The sequence below is a fragment of the Pontibacter korlensis genome (genome assembly GCF_000973725.1).
Lineage (GTDB): Bacteria > Bacteroidota > Bacteroidia > Cytophagales > Hymenobacteraceae > Pontibacter > Pontibacter korlensis.
This window is the reverse complement of record NZ_CP009621.1, coordinates 3,188,601-3,213,064: the sequence shown is the minus strand read 5'-3', so window position 1 is coordinate 3,213,064 and position 24,464 is coordinate 3,188,601. Positions and strand designations below refer to the sequence as shown.

Annotated in this window: 18 protein-coding genes; all 18 read left to right on the top strand. The window is 51.3% G+C overall.

Annotated elements, in window-relative coordinates:
• Positions 1–148: 148 nt before the first annotated feature.
• Positions 149–1,897, top strand: a complete 1,749-nt coding sequence (gene nuoC / locus PKOR_RS13750; protein WP_046311479.1) for an NADH-quinone oxidoreductase subunit C/D — start codon at positions 149–151, stop codon at positions 1,895–1,897.
• A gap of 115 nt (positions 1,898–2,012) precedes the next feature.
• Positions 2,013–2,477: an NADH-quinone oxidoreductase subunit NuoE gene (gene nuoE, locus PKOR_RS13745; protein ID WP_046311477.1), complete on the top strand. Its 465-nt coding sequence runs from the start codon at positions 2,013–2,015 to the stop codon at positions 2,475–2,477.
• Between the two features lie 17 nt (positions 2,478–2,494).
• The gene (nuoF, locus tag PKOR_RS13740; protein WP_046311475.1) at positions 2,495–3,796 is read left to right on the top strand and encodes an NADH-quinone oxidoreductase subunit NuoF; all 1,302 of its coding nucleotides are present in this window, start codon (positions 2,495–2,497) and stop codon (positions 3,794–3,796) included.
• On the top strand, positions 3,778–6,507 hold the full coding sequence (nuoG, locus tag PKOR_RS13735) for an NADH-quinone oxidoreductase subunit NuoG (RefSeq protein WP_046311473.1): 2,730 nt from the start codon (positions 3,778–3,780) through the stop codon (positions 6,505–6,507). Before nuoF ends, nuoG begins: the two co-directional genes overlap by 19 nt.
• Positions 6,477–7,439, top strand: coding sequence for an NADH-quinone oxidoreductase subunit NuoH (nuoH, locus tag PKOR_RS13730; RefSeq protein WP_046311472.1), 963 nt, complete (start codon positions 6,477–6,479; stop codon positions 7,437–7,439). The genes nuoG and nuoH overlap by 31 nt, the downstream gene beginning before the upstream one ends.
• A 128-nt stretch (positions 7,440–7,567) precedes the next feature.
• Positions 7,568–8,083: an NADH-quinone oxidoreductase subunit NuoI gene (nuoI, locus tag PKOR_RS13725; RefSeq protein ID WP_046311470.1), complete on the top strand. Its 516-nt coding sequence runs from the start codon at positions 7,568–7,570 to the stop codon at positions 8,081–8,083.
• Between the two features lie 5 nt (positions 8,084–8,088).
• Positions 8,089–8,625, top strand: coding sequence for an NADH-quinone oxidoreductase subunit J (gene nuoJ / locus PKOR_RS13720; protein ID WP_046311468.1), 537 nt, complete (start codon positions 8,089–8,091; stop codon positions 8,623–8,625).
• Positions 8,622–8,930, top strand: coding sequence for an NADH-quinone oxidoreductase subunit NuoK (gene nuoK, locus PKOR_RS13715; protein WP_046311466.1), 309 nt, complete (start codon positions 8,622–8,624; stop codon positions 8,928–8,930). Before nuoJ ends, nuoK begins: the two co-directional genes overlap by 4 nt.
• A 4-nt stretch (positions 8,931–8,934) precedes the next feature.
• Positions 8,935–10,821, top strand: coding sequence for an NADH-quinone oxidoreductase subunit L (gene nuoL / locus PKOR_RS13710; protein WP_046311464.1), 1,887 nt, complete (start codon positions 8,935–8,937; stop codon positions 10,819–10,821).
• Entirely contained in the window at positions 10,818–12,371 is a 1,554-nt protein-coding gene (gene nuoM / locus PKOR_RS13705) for an NADH-quinone oxidoreductase subunit M (RefSeq protein ID WP_046311462.1), read from the top strand. The genes nuoL and nuoM overlap by 4 nt, the downstream gene beginning before the upstream one ends.
• A 130-nt stretch (positions 12,372–12,501) precedes the next feature.
• Entirely contained in the window at positions 12,502–13,965 is a 1,464-nt protein-coding gene (locus PKOR_RS13700; RefSeq protein ID WP_046311461.1) for an NADH-quinone oxidoreductase subunit N, read from the top strand.
• A 56-nt stretch (positions 13,966–14,021) separates the two neighbouring features.
• On the top strand, positions 14,022–14,678 hold the full coding sequence (locus PKOR_RS13695; RefSeq protein WP_046311460.1) for a hypothetical protein: 657 nt from the start codon (positions 14,022–14,024) through the stop codon (positions 14,676–14,678).
• A 453-nt stretch (positions 14,679–15,131) separates the two neighbouring features.
• A complete protein-coding gene (locus PKOR_RS13690; protein WP_046311458.1) occupies positions 15,132–15,782 on the top strand; it encodes a CatA-like O-acetyltransferase in 651 nt (216 codons plus the stop codon).
• Positions 15,783–15,911: 129 nt separating this feature from the next.
• Entirely contained in the window at positions 15,912–16,340 is a 429-nt protein-coding gene (locus PKOR_RS13685; RefSeq protein WP_046311456.1) for an HYC_CC_PP family protein, read from the top strand.
• A 97-nt stretch (positions 16,341–16,437) separates the two neighbouring features.
• Positions 16,438–20,208 (top strand): efflux RND transporter permease subunit, encoded by a 3,771-nt coding sequence (locus tag PKOR_RS13680; RefSeq protein WP_046311454.1) that lies wholly within the window; start codon positions 16,438–16,440, stop codon positions 20,206–20,208.
• Positions 20,205–21,647 carry a TolC family protein gene (locus PKOR_RS13675; RefSeq protein WP_046311453.1) on the top strand — a complete coding sequence of 481 codons (1,443 nt, stop codon included), beginning with the start codon at positions 20,205–20,207 and terminating at the stop codon, positions 21,645–21,647. Before PKOR_RS13680 ends, PKOR_RS13675 begins: the two co-directional genes overlap by 4 nt.
• Before the next feature lie 21 nt (positions 21,648–21,668).
• A complete protein-coding gene (locus PKOR_RS13670; RefSeq protein ID WP_046311451.1) occupies positions 21,669–23,441 on the top strand; it encodes an efflux RND transporter periplasmic adaptor subunit in 1,773 nt (590 codons plus the stop codon).
• A gap of 172 nt (positions 23,442–23,613) precedes the next feature.
• Positions 23,614–24,246 (top strand): DUF3347 domain-containing protein, encoded by a 633-nt coding sequence (locus PKOR_RS13665; RefSeq protein WP_046311449.1) that lies wholly within the window; start codon positions 23,614–23,616, stop codon positions 24,244–24,246.
• Positions 24,247–24,464 lie beyond the last annotated feature (218 nt).

Sequence of the window (24,464 nt, the reverse complement as noted above, 5' to 3'; positions counted from 1 at the left end):
AGCAAACAGAACCTTTCGGGGTGAAAAATAAAATGGCGATACCTTTTATCAACTAACAGTAAAAAAAAATTATTTATCATAGTTAATCAACTACAGAAAGTATAGCATGAAGTAGCGTAGCATCACGGGCAATTTTTCAGATTCACCCATGGAAAACGGGAACAGCACATTAGAGCAACTGCAGGCGCGGTTTGGGGCAGACACGTTTACCCCGCAGGCAACGAAGGATGAGATTCTCACCCTCTGGATGCCGCATGATAAGATTGTGGAGGTACTAACCTTCCTGAAAAAGGATATTCCACAGCCTTTTCGCATGCTCTACGACCTAACTGCTATTGATGAACGTACCCGTAAACCGAATAATGGCCACATACCCTACGCCTTCACTATCATTTACCACCTCCTCTCCTTCGAGCGTAACAGCTTTGTCCGACTTAAGGTGGGCTACCGTGATGAATTCCCGACCGTACCAAGTATAAGTAGCCTCTGGGCCAATGCAAACTGGTACGAGCGCGAAGTGTATGATATGTTCGGCATCCGCTTTACGGGGCACCCGCACCTGTACCGCATCCTAATGCCACGCACTTGGGTAGGCCACCCGCTGCGCAAAGAACACCCGGCCCGTGCCACTGAGATGGGGCCTTTCCAGCTTTATGACGATAAGGTAGACCTGGAGCAGGCGGCACTGCAATTTAAACCAGAAGAATGGGGGCTACAGCGCCAAAGCGACGACAGCGACTTCATGTTCCTCAACATCGGTCCGCAGCACCCCGGTACACACGGCGTTCTGCGCATCGTATTGCAACTGGACGGCGAGGATATTGTAGACGCCATACCTGATATTGGTTTCCACCACCGTGGCCAGGAGAAAATGGCCGAGCGTCAGTCGTGGCATACCTACCTTCCCTATACAGACCGAGTAGACTATCTGGGCGGCACCATGAACAACCTGGCTTACCTGATGGCCGTGGAAAAACTGGCAGGCATCCAGGTGCCGGACCGCGTAAAGGTGATCCGCATCATGTTATGCGAACTTTTCCGCATTGCCAGCCACCTAGTGTGGTACGGTACCTTCGCCCAGGACGTGGGGCAGCTCTCACCAGTTTTCTACATGTTCACCGACCGCGAAAAGATATTTGATATAGTAGAAGCTGTTACCGGTGGTCGCATGCACCCGAACTGGTTCCGTATAGGCGGTGTAGCACAGGACCTGCCTAAAGGATGGGAAACGCTGGTACAGAACTTCCTCAACTATTTCCCGAAACGCCTGAAAGAGTACGATGCCATGGTGATGAGGAATAGCCTGTTCAAGGCGCGCACCAAAGGCATCGGCATATTTACCTTAGACGAGGCCATAGAATGGGGCGTGACAGGGCCTAATCTGCGCGCCTGCGGCTTTGAATGGGATTTCCGTAAGAAGCAGCCTTACTCCGGCTACGAAATGTTTAACTTTGATGTGCCTACCGCAGCAAACGGCGATTGCTACGACCGAGCAGTGGTACGAGTGGCCGAGATGCGCCAAAGTCTGCACATTATTGAGCAGTGCGTGAAAAACATGCCGGAAGGACCTTACAAGTCTGATCACCCGCTCACTACGCCGCCGATTAAAAAGCACACGATGCACGACATAGAAACCCTCATCACGCACTTCTTAGGTGTGAGCTGGGGACCCGTGATGCCTGTGGGGGAAGCCATGAGTTGTATCGAGGCCACGAAAGGTGCCAACGGCTATTACGTTACCAGCGACGGCAACACCTCACCCTACCGCCTGCGCATTCGCACTCCGTCGTTCCCGCACATGCAGATGCTGCCTTACATTACCAAAGGCTACACGGTAGCGGACCTGCTGTCCATACTTGGCGCAATGGATTATGTGCTGGCAGATATTGATCGCTGAGCGAGGCAAAAGGAATTGAAAACATTTCCACTGGTTTGGGCGCCTCAGGCTCAAACCAGCAGGAGCACAAAATATAAAATTGTATGTCTAACGTCCTGATACTTGTATCTAACAAATGCTGACTACAGAAGAAAAACATCAGATTGACCACGAAATAAGCTTGGTGCCTTCGCCTAAGAATGCCTGCATTGAGGCCCTGAAGATCGTGCAGCAAAGCCATGGCTGGGTATCGGACGAGAGCCTGAAGGACGTGGCGGAGTATGTAGGCATGTCTACTGCGGAGCTGGATAGTGTGGCTACGTTTTACAACCTGATCTTCCGCAGGCCTGTGGGTCGGCATGTGATACTTGTTTGCGACAGCATCAGCTGTTATGTGATGGGCTACGAAGTCATCCGCAATCAGCTTTTTGAAAAACTGAACATACAGTATGGCCAGACCACAGCAGATGGCCGCTTTACCATACTTCCCAACTGCTGCCTAGGCACCTGCGATTGTGCCCCTGCCCTTATGATAGACCACGACCTGTACCGTAACTTAACGGTGGAACAACTAGATGAGATCCTGAGCAAGTATACCTAAAACCAAAGCGGGCGCCTATGGAGAAGCCCCTGACTCAACACATTGTACCAGGCCGCAAACCACTCAACCTAAAAGAGTATGAGAAAGTGGGTGGCTACCAGTCTGTGCGAAAAATTCTGAAAGAGATGTCGCCTCAGGAGGTGCAGGCACTGGTGAAAGACGCTAATCTGCGCGGGCGTGGCGGCGCCGGCTTCCCGACAGGTATGAAGTGGAGCTTTGTGCCGATGGGGCCTGATGCGCCTTCGCCAAAGTACCTGGTGGCCAACGCCGATGAAATGGAGCCGGGTACCTTCAAAGACAGAGTGCTTCTGGAAGGAAATCCGCACCAGCTCATCGAGGGAATGATTGTGGCCTCCTATGCCATACAGGCAAGTATAAGCTACGTTTTTCTGCGCTGGGCTTACAAGCTGGCAGCTAAAGAAATCACTCAAGCTATACATGAGGCTTACGAGGCAGGCTACCTTGGCAATAATATACTTGGCTCCGGTTTTAACCTGGAGATGCACCTGCACACAGGCGTGGGCCGCTACATGTGCGGCGAAGAGACAGCCTTACTCAATGCTTTGGAAGGCAAACGCGCCAACCCCAGAGCCAAACCACCTTTCCCACAGGTTAGCGGACTGTTTGGCAAGCCTACCATTGTGAATAATGTCGAGACGCTTTGTAACCTGCCCCATATAGTGAACAACGGCGCGGAGTGGTTCAAGAAGCTTGGCTTAACAGAGGATGCCGGTACCAAACTCTACGGCGTGAGCGGACGCGTGAAAACACCGGGCTGTTGGGAACTCCCGATGGGTATAACCATACGAGAGCTACTGGAAGAATATGCCGGTGGTATGCAGGATGGTTACCTGTTCCGTGGGCTTTTGCCCGGTGGGGCCTCCACAGATTTCCTGGTGGAAGAGCACCTCGACCTGCCCATGGACTATGGCTCGATACAGGCGGCTGGCAGTCGTTTGGGTACCGGCACTATGATCATCATGGACGACCAGACCTGCCCTGTCGGCTTCACGCTGAACCTGCAGCACTTCTTTGCACAGGAGTCCTGCGGTTTCTGCACGCCCTGCCGTGAAGGGCTGCCTTGGGTTGAGAAAATACTAATGGCCATAGACAAAGGCGAAGGCAAACCCGAACACCTGCTCACACTCGACTTTCATACCAAATACCTTGGCCCCGGCAACACGTTTTGCGCACTGGCACCCGGTGCCATGGAACCCCTACAGAGCGCTCTGAAATACTTCAGAGAAGATTTTGAACGGCACATTCACGAACACCACTGTCCCTGGAGCAAAAGCAAAGCATGGCAACCATCTATATAGATAACAAACCCTACGACGTGCAGGCAGGCAATAACCTGCTCGAAACCTGCCTCACCCTTGGCAAGGACCTGCCCTACTTTTGCTGGCACCCGGCTATGGGCTCCATTGGTGCCTGCCGTCAGTGCGCCGTGAAAGTGTACAAAGATGAGAATGATACGAAGGGCAAGCTCTTTATGTCGTGTATGGAGCAAGTCCGGGACGGTATGCGCATCTCTATTGCGGACATGGAGGCCAAGGAGTTCCGGGCGCACATCATTGGCTGGCTCATGACCAACCACCCTCACGATTGCGCTGTGTGCGACGAGGGCGGCGCCTGCCACCTGCAGGACATGACCGTGATGACGGGCCACAACTACAGGCAATACAGCTTTCAAAAGAGAACTTACCGCAACCAATACCTTGGTCCTTTCCTCAACCACGAAATGAACCGCTGCATACAGTGCTACCGCTGTGTGCGCTACTATAAAGATTATGCCGGTGGCAAAGACCTGGATGTGTTTGCCGCCCACAACCATTTATACTTTGGCCGTGCCGAAGACGGCGTGCTGGAAAGTGAGTTCAGCGGCAACCTGGCAGAAGTATGTCCAACAGGCGTGTTCACTGATAAAACGCTGAAACAACACTATACCCGTAAATGGGACCTAACCTCTGCCCCCTCCGTTTGCCACCACTGCAGCATCGGCTGTAACACCATCGCTGGCGAACGCTACGGCACCTTGCGCAACATTACCAACCGCTATAACGGCGAGATAAATGGCTACTTCCTCTGCGACCGTGGTCGCTTTGGCTATGAATTTGTTAACAGTGCCGGCCGCATCAGAAAGCCTTTGGTGCGAAGTAAATTACCTGAGGCTACAGAAAAATATCCAGCCCTGGAGGCAGCTACATCAGCCATCAGAACCGGACGCGTCATCGGCATCGGGTCTCCTCGTGCCTCCCTGGAATCAAACTATGTACTGAAGAAACTGGTGGGCGAGGATAATTTCTACCATGGGGTTTCAGATGTGGACCATGACCTGGTGGACCTGGCCCTGCATATACTCCGGGACGGCTCGGTAAGAACTCCTTCTTTAAGAGAAGTAGAAAAGGCAGACGCTGTGTTTATACTGGGTGAAGACCTGACTAACACGGCCCCTATGCTGGCGCTGGCGGTAAGACAGTCGGTAAGGCAGCAGCCAATGCTCGAGCACGTATCCAAAGCCAACATACCTTTGTGGCAGGATGCGGCCGTACGCGGACTGGTGCAAACAGATAAAGGTCCGCTCGTTGTGGCCCACTACACGCCTACCAAACTAGACGAACTGGCTACCTATACTTTCTTCGACTCACCAGATGCCATTGCCCGCCTCGGCTTTGCTGTGGCTAATGTGATAAATGAGGAATCTCCGGAGGTACGAGGCATAAGCGAGGATGATCAGGCACTGGCACAACAGATTGCCGAGGCTTTGATGAGAGCTCAAAACCCACTCATCATATCCGGCACCTCCTCCGGAAGTGAGCGCGTATTGAAAGCCGCCGCCAACATCGCACATGCCTTGAAAGCAAAGGAGAAGCCAGTGGGTATAAGCCTGGTAGTGCCGGAATGCAACAGTATGGGCTTAGCCATGCTTGGCGGCCATAAGTTAGAGTCGGCTTTTGAGGCTGTTTTGAACGGCTATGCAGATACGGTGATTATACTAGAGAACGACCTTTACCGAAGAGCCAGCACCGCCACGATAGATCAGTTTCTGAAAAACTGCAAACAGGTGATTGCGCTGGACTACCTGCACAACCTTACAACCGAAAAGGCAAACATTGTACTACCCGCCGCTCCTTTTTCAGAGGCAGACGGCATACTCATAAACAACGAAGGGAGGGCACAGCGCTTTTTCCAGGTGCACCCGGTGCCAGAGGAAATACAGGAAAGCTGGCACTGGCTAGCTGAGGTCGGCACTGTTATGGGTGATGAAGAGATTAGCAGCTGGCACGGCTATGATGACATTATCAAAGCAATAGCTAAAGAGTATCCTGAGTTGGAGGGAATCCAGAGAACTGCTCCACCCACCGATTTCCGTATTGCCGGCCAACGCATACCACGTGCTCCGCACCGCTTCAGCGGTCGCACCTCTATGCTGGCCAGGGTAACCGTACATGAGCCTAAACCAGCCGAAGATCCTGACTCACCCCTCTCCTACACCATGGAGGGCTATCGCGGCCAACCGCCTTCTTCTATGATTCCATTTTTCTGGGCACCGGGTTGGAACTCGAACCAGGCAACTAATAAGTATCAAGAAGAAGTAGGTGGGCAACTAAAGGGTGGAGACCCGGGCGTGCGCTTGATAGAGCCCACTGGTAACCTGCTGTTTTCTACGGCCGTGCCACAAAAGTTTTTCCCGTTAGAGGGACACCTGTACATGCTGCCACTGCACCATACTTTCGGATCCGAAGAGATGAGCAACCATTCGCCTTCCATTATGCAGCGGATTCCGGAGCCCTATGTTGCCATAAACGCAGCAGATGCCATACGCCTGAAATTAGACGAGGGGCAATTGCTGAGCTTCTCTATCGAAGGGCAGATATACCAGTTACCAGTGAGATTAAGCCAAACCATACCGAGCGGCACAGCCGGAATGCCGAACGGCTTACCTGGGGTACCTTTTGCCGAATTACCTGCCTGGGCCATACTTAACCGAGACATCAAATGGAAACAGCAACCCCAAACTACTTTCTGATCATCGGCGGCGTGCTGTTCGTCATGCTGAACGTGGCGGCTGCACTTATCTGGGTGGAGCGACGCCTGCTGGCCCTGTTCCAGGACCGGTACGGCCCTAACCGTGCCGGCCCCTTCGGCCTTCTGATCGTAGCCGCAGACTCGATAAAGCTGTTCTTCAAACAGGACTGGATTCCGCCGTTTGCTGATAAGCCTGTGTTTGTGCTGGCCCCAGCCATTGTAGTAGTCACGGTGTTGATGAGCTTTGTGGTAATACCGTTCGCACCGGGAGTAATTGTGGCTGACCTGAACATCGGCTTATTGTTCTTCCTGGCTATGTCGTCTATGGGAGCCTATAGTATTATACTGGGTGGCTGGGCATCGAATAACAAGTATAGCTTGCTGGGTGCCATGCGCGGAGCGGCGCAGATGATTTCTTACGAGGTGTTCATGGGACTTTCGCTCATGGGCGTGGTACTGCTGACAGGCTCTTTCAGCCTGGTGGAGATTGTGGAGGCGCAGCGGGGACTGTGGTTTTTCATCCCACAGATCGTCGGCTTTGTGATCTTCTTCATCGCTGGCATCGCCGAAACGCACCGCCTCCCTTTTGATATTCCGGAGGCAGAAAGTGAGTTGATTGCCGGCTTTCACTCGGAGTATTCTGGTATGAAGTTCGGCATGTTCTTTATCGGCGAGTATATGGGCATCACGCTTATCTCTTGCATGATCGTGACACTATACTTTGGCGGCTGGCTTGGCCCTGATTTCCTGCCGCCCATTGTATGGTTTATCCTAAAGACACTCTTCTTCCTGATGATCTTCATCCTCCTCCGCGCCTCCATGCCAAGGCCAAGGTACGATCAGCTAATGGAGTATGGCTGGAAGGTACTGCTGCCTCTCACGCTGCTGAACCTGATGGTAACAGCTGGTGTGGTGCTGTGGCTGAATGAGTAAGTGCAAAACTAAAGCAAGAAGTGCTGGTGCGAGCTTGTAGCTCGCACCAGCACAAAATAAAATACCCGACCTCACAGTGTCTTTCAGACCTGTGAGTGTCTGTAAACTATAAAACGAAAGGAGCAGCTATGTTTAGTTTGTTGCGCAGTATGTGGCTCACGTTTCTGCATGCTTTTCATAAGCGGGAGACCATACTTTACCCGGAGCAGAAACCTATACTTCCGACCCGTTGGCGGGGCCGCATTGTACTCACGCGCGACCCGGACGGCGGCGAGCGCTGCGTAGCCTGCAACCTCTGTGCCGCCGCCTGCCCGGTAGACTGCATTGCTCTGCAGCCTTCCGAAGACGAAGCCGGCCGCCGCTATCCCGATTTTTTCCGCATCAATTTTTCGCGCTGCATCTTCTGCGGCTACTGCGAGGAAGCCTGTCCGACCTACGCCATTCAGCTCATCCCAGACTTTGAGATGGGCGAGTATAACCGGCAAAACCTGGTGTATGAGAAAAAGGACCTGCTCATCAACGGCCAGGGCAAGTACCATGGCTACAACTACTACAAAGTAGCGGGCATGGCCATCGGCGGAAAAGACAAGGGCGAATCAGAAAACGAGTTGCCTCCTGTAGACATCAAAAGCTTAATCCCTTAAGGCCTATGGAACTGACATTTTATATAGCAGCAGCCGTCGCCGTACTCTCCACTATTATGGTGATCACTCGCTACAACATAATCCACGCTTTGCTCTACCTGGTGGTGTCTTTCCTAGCGGTGGCGGTGGTGTTTTTCACCTTGGGTGCTCCCTTTATGGCGGCGTTGGAAGTGATTATTTACGCCGGGGCCATTGTGGTGCTCATCATCTTCGTGATCATGATGCTTAACCTGACGCAGGAAGATGTGCAGCGCGAGAAAGAATGGCTCAAGCCTTCAATCTGGGTTGGCCCGGCCATACTATCGGCAGTACTGTTGGCAGAGCTGATCTACATTGTAGCGGCCGGTACACCTCCGCAAACTCAGGCAGTGGCCGACGTGGATGCCAGGCTGGTGGGCTTGTCCTTGTTCGGTCCCTATATACTGGGCGTGCAGCTCTGCGGCATTTTACTTACCGCAGGCATTGTAGGTGCTTACCACCTGGGCAGGCAGAAGAAAAAAGTTATTCACCGGTTTTTACAGGAAAGGAGCGCAGCCGCATGAACACATCAATCATGGAAGCTGCCCTGTTGCTGGCAGGTGTTCTTTTTATGTTGGGCCTGATCAGCGTCCTCATTCGCCGCAATGTCATCTTTATGCTGATTTCGGTGGAGATCATGCTCAACGCCGCAGGGCTTGCTTTTATCGTGGCTGGCTCTAAATGGGTGCAGCCCGACGGGCAGGTGATGTTCATTTTTATACTGACCATGGCTGCTGCAGAAGTATCGGTGGGGCTGGCGCTGATCCTGCAGATCTATCATCAACTTAAAACCCTCGACAGCGATGCTGCCAACTTTATGAAAGGATAAGACTATGGAAAACTTCATCTGGCTCATACCTGCCCTGCCTTTTCTGGGATCGCTCCTGCTCATTCATTTCGACACCCGCTTATCGCGCAGGCTTGTGGCTATACTTGGAGTAGGCAGTGTAGGTATCTCGGCACTCATTACCATACTGCTGGGCTTGCAGTTCTTATCTGAAAAGCCTGCCTTTTACCACCAGGAAGTATGGCAGTGGTTTAGTGTAGCAGGTTTTAACCCGTCCATTGCCTTTCATCTGGATGCGCTCTCGATTGTATTTATTTTCGTCATCACGTTTGTGGGATTTCTGATTCACCTCTACGCCACCGCCTATATGGCCGAGGATGCGGATTTCCCCCGCTTCTTTGCCTGCATGAACCTGTTTGTGGGCTCTATGCTGATGCTGGTGATGGCTGATAACCTGCTGCTACTGTACCTGGGTTGGGAAGGTGTAGGCCTGTGCTCTTACCTGCTTATTGGCTTCTGGTACAAAGAGCCCGCTAACGGTTACGCAGCCCGCAAAGCTTTCCTCATTACCCGTGTGGGTGATACAGCTATGGCTATTGGGCTTTTCATACTTTTCCAGACATTTGGCACGCTAAACATACAGGCTATACTGACCGAGGCTCCTGAAGTATGGAGCGTCGGGGCTCAGACGGCGGTACTGGTGGGGCTGCTGCTCTTGGGCGGTGCGGTAGGTAAATCGGGCCAGCTGCCGCTGCAGACCTGGTTACCCGATGCGATGGCGGGCCCGACACCAGTTTCGGCACTTATACATGCTGCTACCATGGTAACCGCTGGTGTTTACCTTATTGCCCGTATGTACGTGATCTTTGACCTGGCACCGGTGGCTCAGATGGCAGTGGCGGTGGTAGGTGCAGTAACCTTATTGCTGGCTGGCTTCTCCGCCCTCACACAATACGACCTCAAGCGCGTATTGGCCTACTCTACTATCAGCCAGATCGGCTATATGTTTTTGGCATTGGGTGTGGGTGCCTGGTCAGCGGGTATTTTCCACTTTATGATCCACGCCTTCTTTAAAGCGCTGCTATTCCTTTGTGCCGGGGCTATCATACTGGCCCTGCACCACGAGCAGGACATGCGCCGGATGGGCGGTCTTCGCAAAAATATGCCGGTCGTATTCTGGACCTTCCTGATCGGAGCGGCTTCGTTGGCGGCGCTGCCGGTTATCACTTCTGGTTTCTACAGTAAAGACCAAATTCTATGGTATACCCTGGCTGGTCCGCAAGGCAGCATCTGGTTGTATTTAGCTGGGCTAATAGGCGCTTTTATTACCTCGATTTACACTTTCCGGATGGTGTTCATGATCTTTTACGGCGAAGCTAAAACACACCTAGCGCACCCACCAGGGAAGGTCATCACCATACCTTTAGTCATACTGGCCATACTTTCTTTGGTAGGCGGATTTATAGAGCTGCCGCACAATTTCGCTCATATAGCCTTGTTCTCAGGCCTTATGGCTCCAGTGTTACCCGAAATTATGGCAAATGAGCTGATGGCGGCAAACGAGTGGCTGTTCCAGGTATTGGCAGCGGCGGTGTCGTTGGGTGGTGTCTTTGTAGCCTACCTGTTTTACCAGAAGAGTCCGGCGCTGCTACAAAACCTGAACAGCTCCAGCTTTGCTATGAAACTGCATCGTTTCTGGTTCTCGGGCTGGGGTTTTGATGCCCTCTACGACAAGCTGTTCGTGCGGCCCTACGTGTTTCTGGCCAACCTCAACAAGCGCGACATCATCGACAGCTTTTACACCGGCCTAACCCGCGTGGCCGAGGGCTTCCATGTGATGTTCTCGCAAACCCAGAGCGGCGTGCTGCGCAACTACGTGGCTGGTATTGTGGTCGGTGCTATCATGATTCTCACCATAAGTCTACTGCTATGATACTCGTCTGGATGATCGTGATACTGATGGCTGGCGGACTGCTGGCGTGGCTTTCCAAAAAGTGGCACCCCGTGCTGCCCCGCTGGATCGCCCTCTTTGCTGTACTGACCGATTTTATACTTGCCATCTACTTATGGCTTGATACACCTACTGCCACTTTAGGAGCTTCGCCATGGCTCATGCAGCTGGAGATTCCTTGGATTCCGCAGTGGGGCGTGAATTTTATACTTGCCCTCGACGGACTGAGCCTGCTCATGCTGCTGCTTACCTTCTTTATTGGCATACTGGCCGTACTTATTTCCTGGCGGGAGATTCAAACTAAATCCGGCTTCTTCCATTTTAACCTGCTGTGGGTGCTGGCGGGTATCACAGGTGTCTTCCTCACCATGGATTTGTTCCTGTTCTACTTTTTCTGGGAGGTGATGCTCATCCCGATGTACTTCCTGATAGGGGTCTGGGGACATACAAACCGCAACTATGCCGCCTACAAGTTCTTTATTTTCACGCAGGCCAGTGGGCTGCTGATGCTGCTTTCCATACTTGGTTTATACTTCATACATGGCTCCCAGACTGGCACTTATACTTTTAATTACTTCGAGCTGCTGGACACAACATTGGCTCCGGGCGCAGCACGATTGCTGATGTTCGGCTTTCTGGCTGCCTTCCTTGTGAAGCTGCCGGTGGTGCCTTTCCACTCCTGGCTACCCGATGCGCACTCTGAGGCACCCACTGCAGGCAGTGTTATACTAGCTGGTCTGCTACTGAAAACCGGAGCCTACGGCTTGCTTCGTTTCGTGCTGCCCTTATTTCCGACGGCAACAGTAGAGTTTGCACCCTGGGCCATGCTGCTGGGTGTGATCGGCATCATTTACGGAGCCATACTCGCCTACTCCCAAACCGACCTGAAACGGCTGGTGGCCTATACTTCGGTGAGCCACATGGGCTTTGTGATACTGGGTGTGTTTGCCTTTAACGAGTGGGCGCTGCAGGGCGTAGTGATGCAGATGATCGCCCATGGCCTCAGCACCGGTGCCTTGTTCATCATTGCGGGCTTCCTGTACGAGCGCCTGCACACCCGCGACATTGGGCAAATGGGTGGCTTCTGGGCCAAAGCACCAAAGATGGGAGTGATCGCGCTCATCTTTGTCATGGCTTCGCTGGGCTTGCCCGGGCTGGGCAACTTCATCGCTGAATTCCTGACCCTGGTAGGCTCTTGGCAGGCGAACAACTGGCTCACAGTTATCGCAACTATCGGTCTCGTACTGGCCACGGCCTACTCGCTGCGCATCATGCAGAAAGTATTCTACGAGCCTGCCCCCACCGATCACCCGCTCCCCGACCTTACTGCCCGTGAAATGCTGATTGCAGTGCCGATGGTCGTGCTTATACTTTGGTTAGGCCTTTACCCACAACCAGTGCTGGACACCGCACAGCCAAGTATAAATCAGCAACTGCAGGCATACCAGGAGCCTGAGGTGAAGAAGAAAGTGGCGGTGGTGGAGGCAGTCTCAAAACCGGAGCTGAGGATTGAGAAAATGAAGAAAAGGTAACGTGCGCTGGTGCGAGTTTGCAGCTCGTACCGCAAACGCTGAAAATTGACACGAGCTATAAGCTCGCGCCAGCAATAATGATTAGCATTTACAAATTACCAGATACTCAAATCCCCAAATCATAAACACCATGAGCCAAACAGACTTCCTGCACCTGATGCCGCTGATTATACTTACGGTAGCTGCACTCATCAACATGCTGGTGGTGGCGGCATGGCGGAACCATAAGATTATTTATGTTATTACGGCTGTGTCTTTTGCGGCTGCTTTCCTGTCCCTTTTTGAACTACGAGGTGTCACATCGTATCCTATTGCTCCTTTATTCGTGATAGACGGATTTGGGATATTCTATATTGGTTTGATTCTGGCAACGGCACTGCTAATAAGTATGCTCTCCTACGCCTACTTTGAGCAGCGGGAAGAACAGAAAGAGGAATATTATATTCTACTGCTGCTCTCTACCTTAGGTGCCTGCACTATGGTAATCAGCACGCACTTTGCCTCGCTTTTTCTGGGGCTGGAGGCACTGAGTGTCTCCTTGTATGCACTTATTTCTTATCTGCGTGCCCGTGAACGCTCCGATGAAGCTGGCATCAAATACCTTATACTTGCCGCCTTTTCTTCTGCCTTCCTGCTCTTCGGGATGGCGCTGGTATACTTTAGCACTGGCACCATGACCTTTGCCGGCATAGCCACAGCCATGGCTGGGCTACAGGAGCTTCCACTCTTGCTGCTAACCGGCTTCGGCATGATGATTATCGGCATTGGCTTTAAGCTGAGCGTAGTACCTTTCCATATGTGGACGCCCGACGTGTATGAGGGTGCTCCTGCCCCGGTTACGGCTTTTATTGCCACAGTATCTAAAGGTGGGGTTATCGGCCTCTTGCTTCGCTTTTTTATGGAAGTGGATGGCTTCCGTTATCCTACGCTCATTACAATTTTCACCATTGTGGCGGTTGCCTCCATGATTGCCGGTAACCTGCTGGCACTGCTGCAGACAAATGTGAAGCGTATTCTGGCTTACTCCTCTATCTCGCACTTGGGTTATTTACTTGTGGCTTTTCTGGCTGGTAATCAGATGGGCGTGGAAGCGGTATCCTTTTACCTGGTCGCCTACTTCATTACCACCGTGGGTGCTTTTGGTGTGGTAGCCATGCTGTCGGATAAGGAACGGGACGCCGAACTACTGGAAGATTACCAAGGCCTGCTATGGCGGCGCCCCTGGACTGCCACCGTCTTCACTGCGATGCTGCTTTCACTAGCTGGTATTCCGCTTACCGCTGGCTTTGTAGGCAAGTTCTACCTTTTAGCTGCAGGTGTAAACACACAGCTTTGGCTGCTTGTGGCGATGCTGGTGCTAAACAGTGTCATCGGCTTATATTATTACATCAAAGTGATTGCCGTGATGTTTCAGCAACCAGACGTTACGGAAGTCGAGCCAAGAAAACGATTGCGCCCTTCCATTTACCTTGCCAGTGTTGGCACCTTGGCAGTGCTGGCACTGCTGCTCGTTATAGTAGGTGTTTACCCTACTGCCCTAGTTGATATCATACAGAACATCTTTTCCTCCGCCCCGGCCATGGTAGCACGGTAAACACGAGCACATCATCCCCCGTTAAACTTATTGGTTATACTTAGGAGGATGAGGGGATGAAGCTGAAACAGTTGGCGCTGCTTATCACAGCCCTGCTACTTTGGGCACATACAGGAAATAGCCAGAACCGAGCCTGGGAAGTAGCAGTGGCAGGCGGAGGTGCGCATAACTTCCTTACGCCCCTACACATTTCGCAGAGCGATGCGGCGGATATTGAATTAAGGGCCAAATACTGCACAGAACCTTTCAACCCACCAGTATACTACGACATCCGCGTGAGCACCTGGCAAAGCGAAAAAGGCTGGGAACTGAAGTTTACGCACCACAAGCTCATACTTGACAACCCACCGCCTGAGGTGCAGCGCTTTTCTATAACCGATGGCTATAATCTGCTTACCCTAAACCGCCTCTGGCTGGTCTACGGCCTTACCCTCTCCGCCGGTGCCGGACTAGTTATCACACATCCCGAATCAACCATACACAATGTTCCCTATCCAGAAGACAGGGGCATTTTTGACGAAGGCTACTACATTTCCGGCTCTGTGGTGGAGGCTGCTGTAACTAAACGCTACTACTTCACCAAAAAGTGGTTTATTCTTGGAGAAGGCAGGGTTACGGCCTCTTATGTAGAGGTACCTGTAGCAAATGGAGAAGCACAAGTCCCCAATGTTGCCCTGCACGGGCTGCTAGGTCTGGGATTTAAGATCAGGTGAAGAAATTGGTTTTTTCCAACTCCCTGCTTTAGTTTTACCGAGGCTGCCATTTCTCAAAGTCTAAGTGCTGTAGCACTAGCTACCTAAGCGAACCCACCCCTCTGACCTACGGTCGCAAGTTTCGACTCTCGTCTCACTTGTCCTTAAGGGGACAGTTGCAGAAAGCAGGAGCTATTTAAAATGATCCCAGTCCTTGGGTTGAGCGCCTTGTGAGATCCGGTGCCGCGCGAGCGGCAGCGCCCTGGCGCAGGAGGGAACACAGCGCTCAACCCAAGGACGAGGCCTCCCGGCCTAGAGGGCAACAAAGCCAAAGATGAAACAGCAGCGGTTGTAAGGCTAGGGATGAACAGCAGCAAGAAAGTATAGCTTCCCCCACTTGTTTAGAACTAAAAGAAAATCTCCTTTTCAGCCTTTGCCCAAAGCTGTACCTTTGCGCCATCATCAACTGCTTACATGCTTACAAGATCTCAATACAAAAAAACACGCTTCGAAACGAAAGGTTGGGAGCGTGAAGAGCATTTTCATTTCTTCAAAGGCTTTGAGCAGCCTTTCTTCAATGTCCACACCGAAGTAGAAATTACCAACTTATTCCACTATTGCAAAAAGCACAAGCTTTCGGTTTTTCTGGCTTATATGCATGCCGCTACACAAGGCGTTTTAAAGACAGATAACTTCCTGTTGCGCCTGGAAGGCAATGAAGTAGTAAAGTATGAGGCCGCAGATATTTCAACTACAGTGCTGACGGACCGTAAAACAGTGTCTTTCGTACACCTGCCGCACCACCCGGACCTTCAGGCTTTCTCTAAAGAGGCTTCTGAAATTGTGGCTGAGGCGAAGCAAGGCAGCAAGCTATTCTACGGCTACAACGGCCCTGATCTGATACATGCCACCACCCTTCCTTGGTTTAAGTTTAATGGAATGGAGCATGCCCATATGGGCGACGCTAACGACGCTATTCCTAAGTTAGCTTTTGGAAAATTAGAGGTACAAGCAGAGAAAGTGGTGCTGCCACTGAGTGTGCGGGTACACCATGCTTTGGCCGATGGCTACCACATTCACCTCTTCCTGAAGCATATGGAAGAAAGCATAAACTCACTGGTTTAGAGAAGTATAAATAAATTTAATTTCAAAGCTTTTACAACCTTAAGGGAGAAATTATGTAAAAGTTTTTGTTAATTTTATAAGCATCCTTGCGCTTGGGCTTATACCTTTGTAGCAAGTATAAAGTAACTCATGAACCTATACCGCCAGATCTTATTGCTAACCCTTACACTGCTGGTGCTCGTCTCCTCGACGGGTATGGCTGTGGGTATGCATATTTGTGGCGGAGAGTTACGAGATGTAACCTTCTTCGGAGCCGAGGCAGAATGCCCGATGGAGAAGCCCAAGGAAGAGATTCCTCCTTGCCATGCTCCAGACCAAGAAGCTGATGAGAACTGCTGCCAAGACCACCAGGTAAAAGTGGAGCGGCTGGATGTGGCTGCAAAAGACAAACCTGTTTCACTGAACAAGCTGCAGGATATCAAGTTTATTGCCGCTGTTAAGGTACTGGTGCTTCAGTGGTTTGCTCCTGAAGTTGAGCTAAAGCCAGCTTACGCCTTATACGAGTCCCCCCCACTAGCCCGCGACATACCGGTGCTGGTGCAGTCTTTCCTGATATAAACTCTGCTTTTTTCGATTAAACCTGCCTGTGTAGGCTGGTTCAGTTTGTTGCTGCCTTTTCGGTAGCCTAACTCCTTTGTATCTAATCGAATCAAGCATGTTAAACAGCATTATAAAATTCTTTCTGGAGCAGAAACTTGTAACGGTTTTGCTCCTACTCCTCATCGTTGGGTGGGGCATTGTAGTAGCTCCATTCAACTGGAATGTCAATTTTCTTCCACGAGACCCGGTCCCGGTTGACGCTATTCCGGACATCGGTGAGAACCAGCAAATTATTTTTACAGAGTGGATGGGCCGCTCTCCGCAGGATGTGGAGGACCAGATCACCTATCCGCTTACCACCTCTCTTTTGGGCATGCCAGGGGTTAAAACCATCCGTTCAACCTCTATGTTCGGCTTCTCCAGCATCTACGTTATCTTCGACGAGGATACGGAGTATTACTGGAGCCGCTCCCGAATACTGGAGAAACTCAACTCTTTGCCAGCCGACCTGCTGCCTGAGGAGGTAACTCCAAAACTAGGCCCGGATGCTACAGCTTTGGGACAGGTATACTGGTACACGCTGGAAGGCCGTGATGAGAACGGGAAACCTGCCGGTGGCTGGGATCTACACGAACTGCGTACCATCCAAGACTTTTATGTACGCTATGCCCTGGCCGGGGCAGAAGGTGTAGCCGAGGTAGCCTCCGTAGGTGGCTATATCAAAGAGTACCAGGTGGATCTGGACCCCATCGCCATGAAGGCAAACAATGTCTCCATGATGGAGGTGATGAACACCTTGAAGAACAGCAACCAGGATGTAGGGGCTAATACCGTAGAGATAAACCAAGTAGAGTACCTGGTGCGTGGCCTGGGCTATGTACAGGACCTGGAGGATATTGAGGAGGCTGTGGTAAAGGTAAATGCCAACGTACCTATCCGCATCCGCGATATTGCCCGTGTAAACATAGGTCCTGCCGACCGCTCTATGCTCGGTGTGCTGGATAAAAGCGGTGCCGAGGCTGTGGGCGGTGTGGTAATAGCCCGCTACGGCGACAACCCGCTGGCCGTTATCAATAATGTAAAGGAGAAGCTGGACGAGATCTCTGCTGGCCTGCCAACAAAAAAGCTGGCTGACGGGCGTACTTCCAAAGTAACGGTTGTGCCCTTCTACGACCGTACGCAGCTGATCAATGAGACACTGGGAACACTTAACGAGGCTATCCTGCTTCAAATTCTTATCACCATCATCGTAATCATCGTGATGGTGTACAACCTGCGCGCTTCGTTGCTTATTTCTGCCCTGCTCCCACTGGCTGTACTGATGACCTTCATCATGATGAAGTACTTCAACGTGGATGCCAATATCGTGGCCTTGTCAGGTATAGCCATTGCCATTGGTACTATGGTGGATTTGGGCATCATCCTGAACGAAAATATCCTGCGCCATCTGGATGAGGCACCTCCCGGGCAGTCGCTGTTAAAGACGGTGTACAATGCCACTACCGAGGTAGCCACTGCCATACTTACGGCCGTATCCACTACCATCGTTAGCTTCTTGCCGGTGTTTACTTTAGAGGCAGCTGAGGGTAAGTTGTTTGGTCCACTAGCCTTCACTAAGACTTTCGCACTGGTAGCCTCACTAATTTTTGCGATCCTGATCATGCCGGCTTTTGCCCATTCTATACTTGGGCTGAGGTCGAAGAACGTGACTTGGTCAAAGATCTTTAACTGGGTGCTGCTTGGTATGGGTGTGGTGGCTATTTTTATACTTCCGCTGGCAGGTATCACGCTCCTTCTGATTGCTGCCAACAACCTGATAACCTATTATAAACCAGAGCGTTATGGCCGATACAACATGCCTGTTATGGTAGCTATTGCCGTGCTGGCAGTATCGTGGTTGTTGGCTTCTTACTGGATGCCGTTGGGTGCTTCTGCTAGCTTGGTCTTAAACTTCCTCTTCATCCTGCTCGTCATTGGTTTAGTGCTGGGGACTTTTGCCTTATTTATAAAAGCGTACCCGCGCATCCTGATGTGGTGCCTGGCCAATAAAGCTAAGTTTCTGGCTATTCCAGCGCTTATTATGCTGATTGGCTTAAACGTATGGCTAGGTTTCAACGGCGTGTTTGGATGGCTGGCAAGCGGCATCGACAAAACAGGCTATAATATTCGCACCACTTCTGTTTGGAGCGGCTTAGCACATACTTTCCCTGGCTTGGGCGAAGAATTCATGCCTTCTTTGGATGAAGGAGCCTTCCTGTTGATGCCTACCTCAATGCCGCACTCAGGCGTGGAGGCCAATAAGCGCATCGTGCAGCAACTGGATATGCTCATCACAGCCATCCCGGAAGTGGAAATGGTAGTGGGCAAGGCAGGTAGGGCTGAAACTGCGCTTGATCCGGCGCCAATGTCGATGTACGAGAACGTGATTCAGTACAAGTCCGAGTATAAGACAGATGCCAACGGCCAGCGAATTCGCTACAAAGTAGACGATGCAGGTGAGTTTGTGCGCGATGAGGCTGGTGAGCTGGTGGAGGATAAAAACGGTGAATATTACCGCCAGTGGCGCGACCACATTAAAAGCCCGGATGATATCTGGAATGAAATCGTAAAAGTGGCTAATGTACCTGGCGTTACTTCGGCACCAAAGCTACAGCCAATAGAAACACGCCTCGTGATGCTGCAGACCGGCATGCGCGCCCCAATGGGTATCAAAGTATACGGCCCTGACCTGAAAACCATAGAAGACTTCAGCCTTCAGCTGGAGCGCTACCTGAAAGAGGTGCCATCAGTAAAGCCGGAGGCTGTGTTTGCCGACCGTTCCCTTGGCAAGCCTTACATGGAGATAGAACTGAATCGTCGAGCAATGGCCCGCTATGGCCTTAATGTGGCGGATGTGCAGGAATATTTAGAAGTGGCGATGGGCGGTATGGCGCTAACAACTACTGTAGAAGGCCGGGAGCGCTACTCTATCCGTGCCCGCTACGCCCGAGAATACCGTAACGATCCTGAGTCAGTTGATCGCATCATGATTACAACGGCTAGTGGAGCGCAGGTACCGTTGGGCGAGATTGCCGAGGTAATATACCGCCCTGGGCCTATGATGATCCGTGGTGAAAATTCCTTCCTGACGGGCTATGTGCTGCTCGATAAGCGCGACGGCTTTGCTGAGGTTTCAGTGGTGGAGGATGCGCAGCGCTACCTGAACCAGAAGATTGAGTCTGGAGAACTGGTGGTGCCATCTGGTGTGAGCTACAAGTTCTCAGGCACCTACGAAAATCAGGTACGGGCAGAGAAGAGACTTTCTATTGTGATCCCGCTTAGCTTGCTCATCATCTTCCTGATCCTGTACTTCCAGTTCCGTTCTGTATCTACCACGCTATTTATTTTCACCTCTATTGCCATGGCTTTTTCGGGTGGATTTATGATGCTGTGGCTCTACAGCCAAGACTGGTTCCTGAACTTCTCCTTTGGAGACACCAACATCCGGGAGCTGTTCCAGATGCGTACCTTTAACCTGAGTGTGGCTGTATGGGTGGGCTTTATCGCCCTCTTCGGTATAGCTACAGACGACGGTGTGGTAATGGGCACTTACCTGAAACAAAGCTTTGAGGGGCTACAGTTGGAGTCGGAGAAACAAGTGCGGGAAACCGTGCTGGAGGCAGGTATGCGCCGCGTAAGGCCATGTTTGATGACAACGGCCACTACCCTGCTGGCCCTGCTGCCTGTACTTACCTCTACCGGCCGTGGTTCTGATATCATGGTTCCGATGGCCATTCCGACTTTCGGAGGCATGGTGGTAGCATTGATCACCCTGTTCATTGTGCCAGTGCTGTATAGCTGGCGCGAAGAAGTGAAGGTTCGCAAACAAATCAAGCAAGTAGCATGAAAAAGATCATCTTATATATAATACTCCTACTGATAGCTGCTCCTGCGCTACAGGCGCAAACGCTGCAGGAGTACCAGGTAACAGCCGGAGAAAACAACCCGCTGCTGAAAGCCCGCTTCGCTGAATACCAGGCTGCACTGCAGAAAGTGCCACAAGCTGGCTCTCTTCCCGACCCGGAGGCATCGTTCGGTTTCTTTCTGGAGCCGATGGAAAGGTATATGGGTAAACAAGTAGGCGAAGCCTCCATTATGCAGATGTTTCCGTGGTTTGGCTCTCTTGGTGCAGCTAAAAACGAGGCACAGTACATGGCCCAGATGAAGTTTGCTTCATTTATGGAAGCCAAGATCAACCTCTATCACGACGTGCGCACCACCTGGCTTAGCCTGTATCAAATAGATGAAGAGGTGCAGCTACTGGAGCGGGAACTGGAGATTATGAAGGCGCTAGAGCGGGTGGCACTAGCTAAGTATAAATCCGCCCCGGCAGCTAGTGCCCCAGCTACACCTCGTTCAAGTACAGCCGGATCACCAGCAGGAAGTATGGGCGGCAACTCCGCTGGCAGTACCTCCTCAGGTATGACTGGTATGGGAGGTGGATCAGCAACAGGAGGCAACACCTCTTCAGCAAGATCAGGTGGGAATATGAGTGGCGGAAGTATGGCCTCTATGGCAAGCTCAGGTAGCAGCATGGTGGATGTGATCCTGATACGGGTGCAGGTAAAGGAGCTGGAAAACAGGCTGCAGCTACTCCGTGATTCCAGACGACCACAGGTAGTGGCCTTTAACAACCTCCTCAACAGGCAGCCTGATATGGAGGTGCAGGTTACAGACACGCTAACTCCTGTCGCTCTTCCAGCCACTCTGGCACTCATCCAGGACTCTGTTCGCATGAATCACCCGATGCTGAAGATGTATGAGTGGGATGAGAAAGCACGAGAGGCTCAGTACCGCATGGCACAGCTGATGGGCAGACCCATGATTGGCTTTGGCCTAAACTATATGGTACTAAAGCCCCGCACTGATGAAATGACGCAGATGCCAATGGGTGGTGACAATATGGTCATGCCTATGGTAACAGTAAGCCTGCCAATCTACCGCAAGAAGTATAATGCGGCTAAAAAGGAGGCGCAGTACGCGCAGGAAGCGGCAACTTATAACAAGGAGGCCGCCGAGAAACAGCTTTTCTCTGAGCTGGAGAACCTGCTGTACGACTACCAACGTGCCAGTTCTACTTTGCAGCTACTGGAAGAGCAGATTATCCTTAACGAACAGGCTATCCGCTTGCTTACCACCAATTACTCGGTGGCAGGCGCAGGTATAGAGGAGATTCTGCGGCAGCGCCAGGCTATACTAGGTTACAGACAGCAGCAACTGCAGGCAATTACAAACCAGCACGTTGCCGTGTCGGCCATTAACAGAATGATGAACAGCGATAATTAATCAAAAGATATCTTCGATCAGATGAAATCACGAAATAAACGATTTGCAACATACCTGCTGGTAGCGCTGGGTGGCCTGTTACTGGGCTGGCTTCTCTTCGGTGGCAGGGCTGCAGAGGAAAGCCATAACCATGCAGCTAAAACAGCTGGAGCAACAGAATATACCTGCTCTATGCACCCCAACATCCGCCAGAACGAGCCGGGTAAATGCCCTATCTGCGGCATGGATCTTATCCCGGTGTCGGCAACAGGTGGCAACGGTGGAGAGGCAAGCCCATATGTACTTGAGATGACGCCGGAAGCCATCGCTCTCTCCAATATACAGACGTCCCCGGTACAGCTGGTTAACCCTCAGAACGAGCTGATGCTGTCAGGAACAGTGCAACTCAACGAGCAAAAGGTATCTTCTATAACAGCCAAATTCCCTGGTCGTATTGAGCGGCTCTATGTGAACTTTACTGGCCAGGAGGTAAAAAAAGGCGAGCGTTTGGCTTCCATATACTCCCCGGAACTGATTACTGCCCAGCGCGAGTTACAAGAAGCTGCTAAGTCAAAAGACCTGATGCCAGAGCTTTACGAAGCGGCCAAAACAAAACTCAGGCTGTGGAACCTGTCTAACAGCCAGATTCAGCGTATTGAGAGTGCCAACGAACTGCTCACCAACTTCGATATTTATGCTGATGCCTCTGGAGTGGTCACTAAACGCATGGTGGCCGTAGGCGATTATGTGAGCACAGGTTCAGTGTTATTTGAGGTAGCCAACCTTTCTTCTGTGTGGGTAGTGCTGGATGCTTATGAAAGTGACCTTTCCTGGATCAAAGAAGGTGCTACCGTAAACTTTACCGTACCGGGTATACCAGGCGAAGAGTTTAAAGCCAAGGTACAGTTTATAACCCCTGTACTAGATGCCAGTACCCGTGCTGTGCAGGTACGTGCTGAGGTAGCCAACCCTGGTAATCAGCTAAAGCCAGGTATGTTTGCCAATGCACGTATCAAAACCTCCACCAAAGCTGCAGGCACTGAAGATGCCCTTGCCGTGCAAAAGACTGCCGTTTTATGGACTGGTAAGCGCTCTGTTGTGTACGTTAAGGTTGATGACCGTGAGGTGCCGGCATTTGAGATGAGGGAGATCACTTTAGGGCCACGTTTGGGAGATATGTACCTGGTACAGACTGGCTTAAGCAAGGGGGAGCAGGTAGTAACAAACGGCGTTTTCGCTGTAGACGGAGCTGCCCAACTGAGCGGTAACTATAGCATGATGACCGCACCAGCTAACAAGATGATGGAGGTACCGGAAGCGTTCCAGAAACAACTGACAGCTTTAGTAGACAGCTATTATACGCTTAAGAATGCGTTGGTAGCTTCTGATTTGGATGCCAGTCGACAGGCTGCAGGCAAGTTTAACCAGTCCCTCAACCAGGTAGATATGAGCTTACTGGATGGCAGCACCCATGCCAAGTGGATGCAACTCCTACCCGCCCTGAAATCGAACGCAGAGGCTATACAGAAAAGTACTGCACTGGAGAAGCAGCGCACAGCCTTCTCTCCTCTATCCAACCACCTGATTGAGGCCGTGGAAACGTTTGGCACAAACAAGGAGGTAGTTTATAAGCAGAAATGCCCTATGGCCATGGAAGACAAGGGCGCTTTCTGGCTGAGCGAACAAAAGGAAATCCGAAACCCGTACTTTGGAGAGGCTATGCTGACCTGCGGGGAGACAGCGCAAACTTACAGACAAGGGCAGTCATCTGCCGCAAAGGAACAGCCTGCGCCAGTACAAAGCCACGTACACTAAATAAGAACGACCATGAAAGAATGTTGCAGAACCGGAGATGAGGAACCACGCCAGCCAAAGCAAAACTGGCAAAAGTGGATATTATATGCCGCTCTCCTGCTTGCAGTGGTGTTTGTGGCGCTACAACAAGTAAATCATTAATTTCACATTTATAAAAACCTATTTCATCAACATGAAAAAGACATTATTTGCCGCAGCTATACTAGCCGCTTTTACCTTCTCTTCATGCTCAGAGAGCAACACTGAAAACACGGAGGCAACCCAAGAGCATCAGGAAGGAATGGCGCATGGCGATGCGGAACACGGACAAGCCACAGAGCAGGTAGTGGTTGAAACGCCAGACTACACTACGGTGGCAGAGCCTGTTAAGACACAGATTTCACAACTGGTAGATGAGTACCTGAAACTGAAGGATGCACTCGTAGCCTCTGACGCTAAAGCTGCTCAGGCTGCTGCTAACGAGGTGCTGACTGTAGCCAAAGCTATGCCTGTTGCTGCTATCTCAGAACCAGATTCAAAAACCTACGCTGAAGAAAAAAGAGAGCAGGTAGTAAACAGCGCTACCAGCATAGCAGGAGCTACTGCTGTTGAAGCACAGCGCGAGAACCTGGAGCAACTTTCAGAGGCTGTATATGCTATGGCCAAAGCTTTTGGCGCTAGCGATCAAAAGCTGTACTACCAGCACTGCCCGATGGCCCTGAACGATAAAGGTGCTTATTGGCTGAGCTCTAATGAGGAAATACGCAACCCATACTTTGGCGACAGCATGCTGAAGTGCGGCAGCACACAAGAGGTATTAAACTAGGTCAATACCCACCATACATGTAAAGGCAGAAAGCTTAAAAGCTCTCTGCCTTTTTTTGTGCCCCTCCAATTTACAAGTTTCAGACCAGCCTGCTCAGAAATATTTTACTGTAGTAAGCAACCATTCAAGGCTTTACATCATCTACTAAACAAAGCCCGCTAGCAGCTTTCCTTTCATATGCCTACCTGGCCATACCTGCCTGGTGTTGGCCGATAAAA

Coding starts and splice junctions, on each gene's coding strand:
- nuoM (WP_046311462.1), top strand. CDS start 10,818: ATGATACTCGTCTGGATGATCGTGATACTGATGGCTGGCGGACTGCTG.
- PKOR_RS13695 (WP_046311460.1), top strand. CDS start 14,022: ATGAAGCTGAAACAGTTGGCGCTGCTTATCACAGCCCTGCTACTTTGG.
- nuoF (WP_046311475.1), top strand. CDS start 2,495: ATGGAGAAGCCCCTGACTCAACACATTGTACCAGGCCGCAAACCACTC.
- nuoH (WP_046311472.1), top strand. CDS start 6,477: ATGGAAACAGCAACCCCAAACTACTTTCTGATCATCGGCGGCGTGCTG.
- PKOR_RS13685 (WP_046311456.1), top strand. CDS start 15,912: ATGAACCTATACCGCCAGATCTTATTGCTAACCCTTACACTGCTGGTG.
- nuoJ (WP_046311468.1), top strand. CDS start 8,089: ATGGAACTGACATTTTATATAGCAGCAGCCGTCGCCGTACTCTCCACT.
- nuoC (WP_046311479.1), top strand. CDS start 149: ATGGAAAACGGGAACAGCACATTAGAGCAACTGCAGGCGCGGTTTGGG.
- nuoG (WP_046311473.1), top strand. CDS start 3,778: ATGGCAACCATCTATATAGATAACAAACCCTACGACGTGCAGGCAGGC.
- PKOR_RS13665 (WP_046311449.1), top strand. CDS start 23,614: ATGAAAAAGACATTATTTGCCGCAGCTATACTAGCCGCTTTTACCTTC.
- PKOR_RS13670 (WP_046311451.1), top strand. CDS start 21,669: ATGAAATCACGAAATAAACGATTTGCAACATACCTGCTGGTAGCGCTG.
- PKOR_RS13680 (WP_046311454.1), top strand. CDS start 16,438: ATGTTAAACAGCATTATAAAATTCTTTCTGGAGCAGAAACTTGTAACG.
- PKOR_RS13675 (WP_046311453.1), top strand. CDS start 20,205: ATGAAAAAGATCATCTTATATATAATACTCCTACTGATAGCTGCTCCT.
- PKOR_RS13690 (WP_046311458.1), top strand. CDS start 15,132: ATGCTTACAAGATCTCAATACAAAAAAACACGCTTCGAAACGAAAGGT.
- nuoI (WP_046311470.1), top strand. CDS start 7,568: ATGTTTAGTTTGTTGCGCAGTATGTGGCTCACGTTTCTGCATGCTTTT.
- nuoE (WP_046311477.1), top strand. CDS start 2,013: ATGCTGACTACAGAAGAAAAACATCAGATTGACCACGAAATAAGCTTG.
- nuoL (WP_046311464.1), top strand. CDS start 8,935: ATGGAAAACTTCATCTGGCTCATACCTGCCCTGCCTTTTCTGGGATCG.
- nuoK (WP_046311466.1), top strand. CDS start 8,622: ATGAACACATCAATCATGGAAGCTGCCCTGTTGCTGGCAGGTGTTCTT.
- PKOR_RS13700 (WP_046311461.1), top strand. CDS start 12,502: ATGAGCCAAACAGACTTCCTGCACCTGATGCCGCTGATTATACTTACG.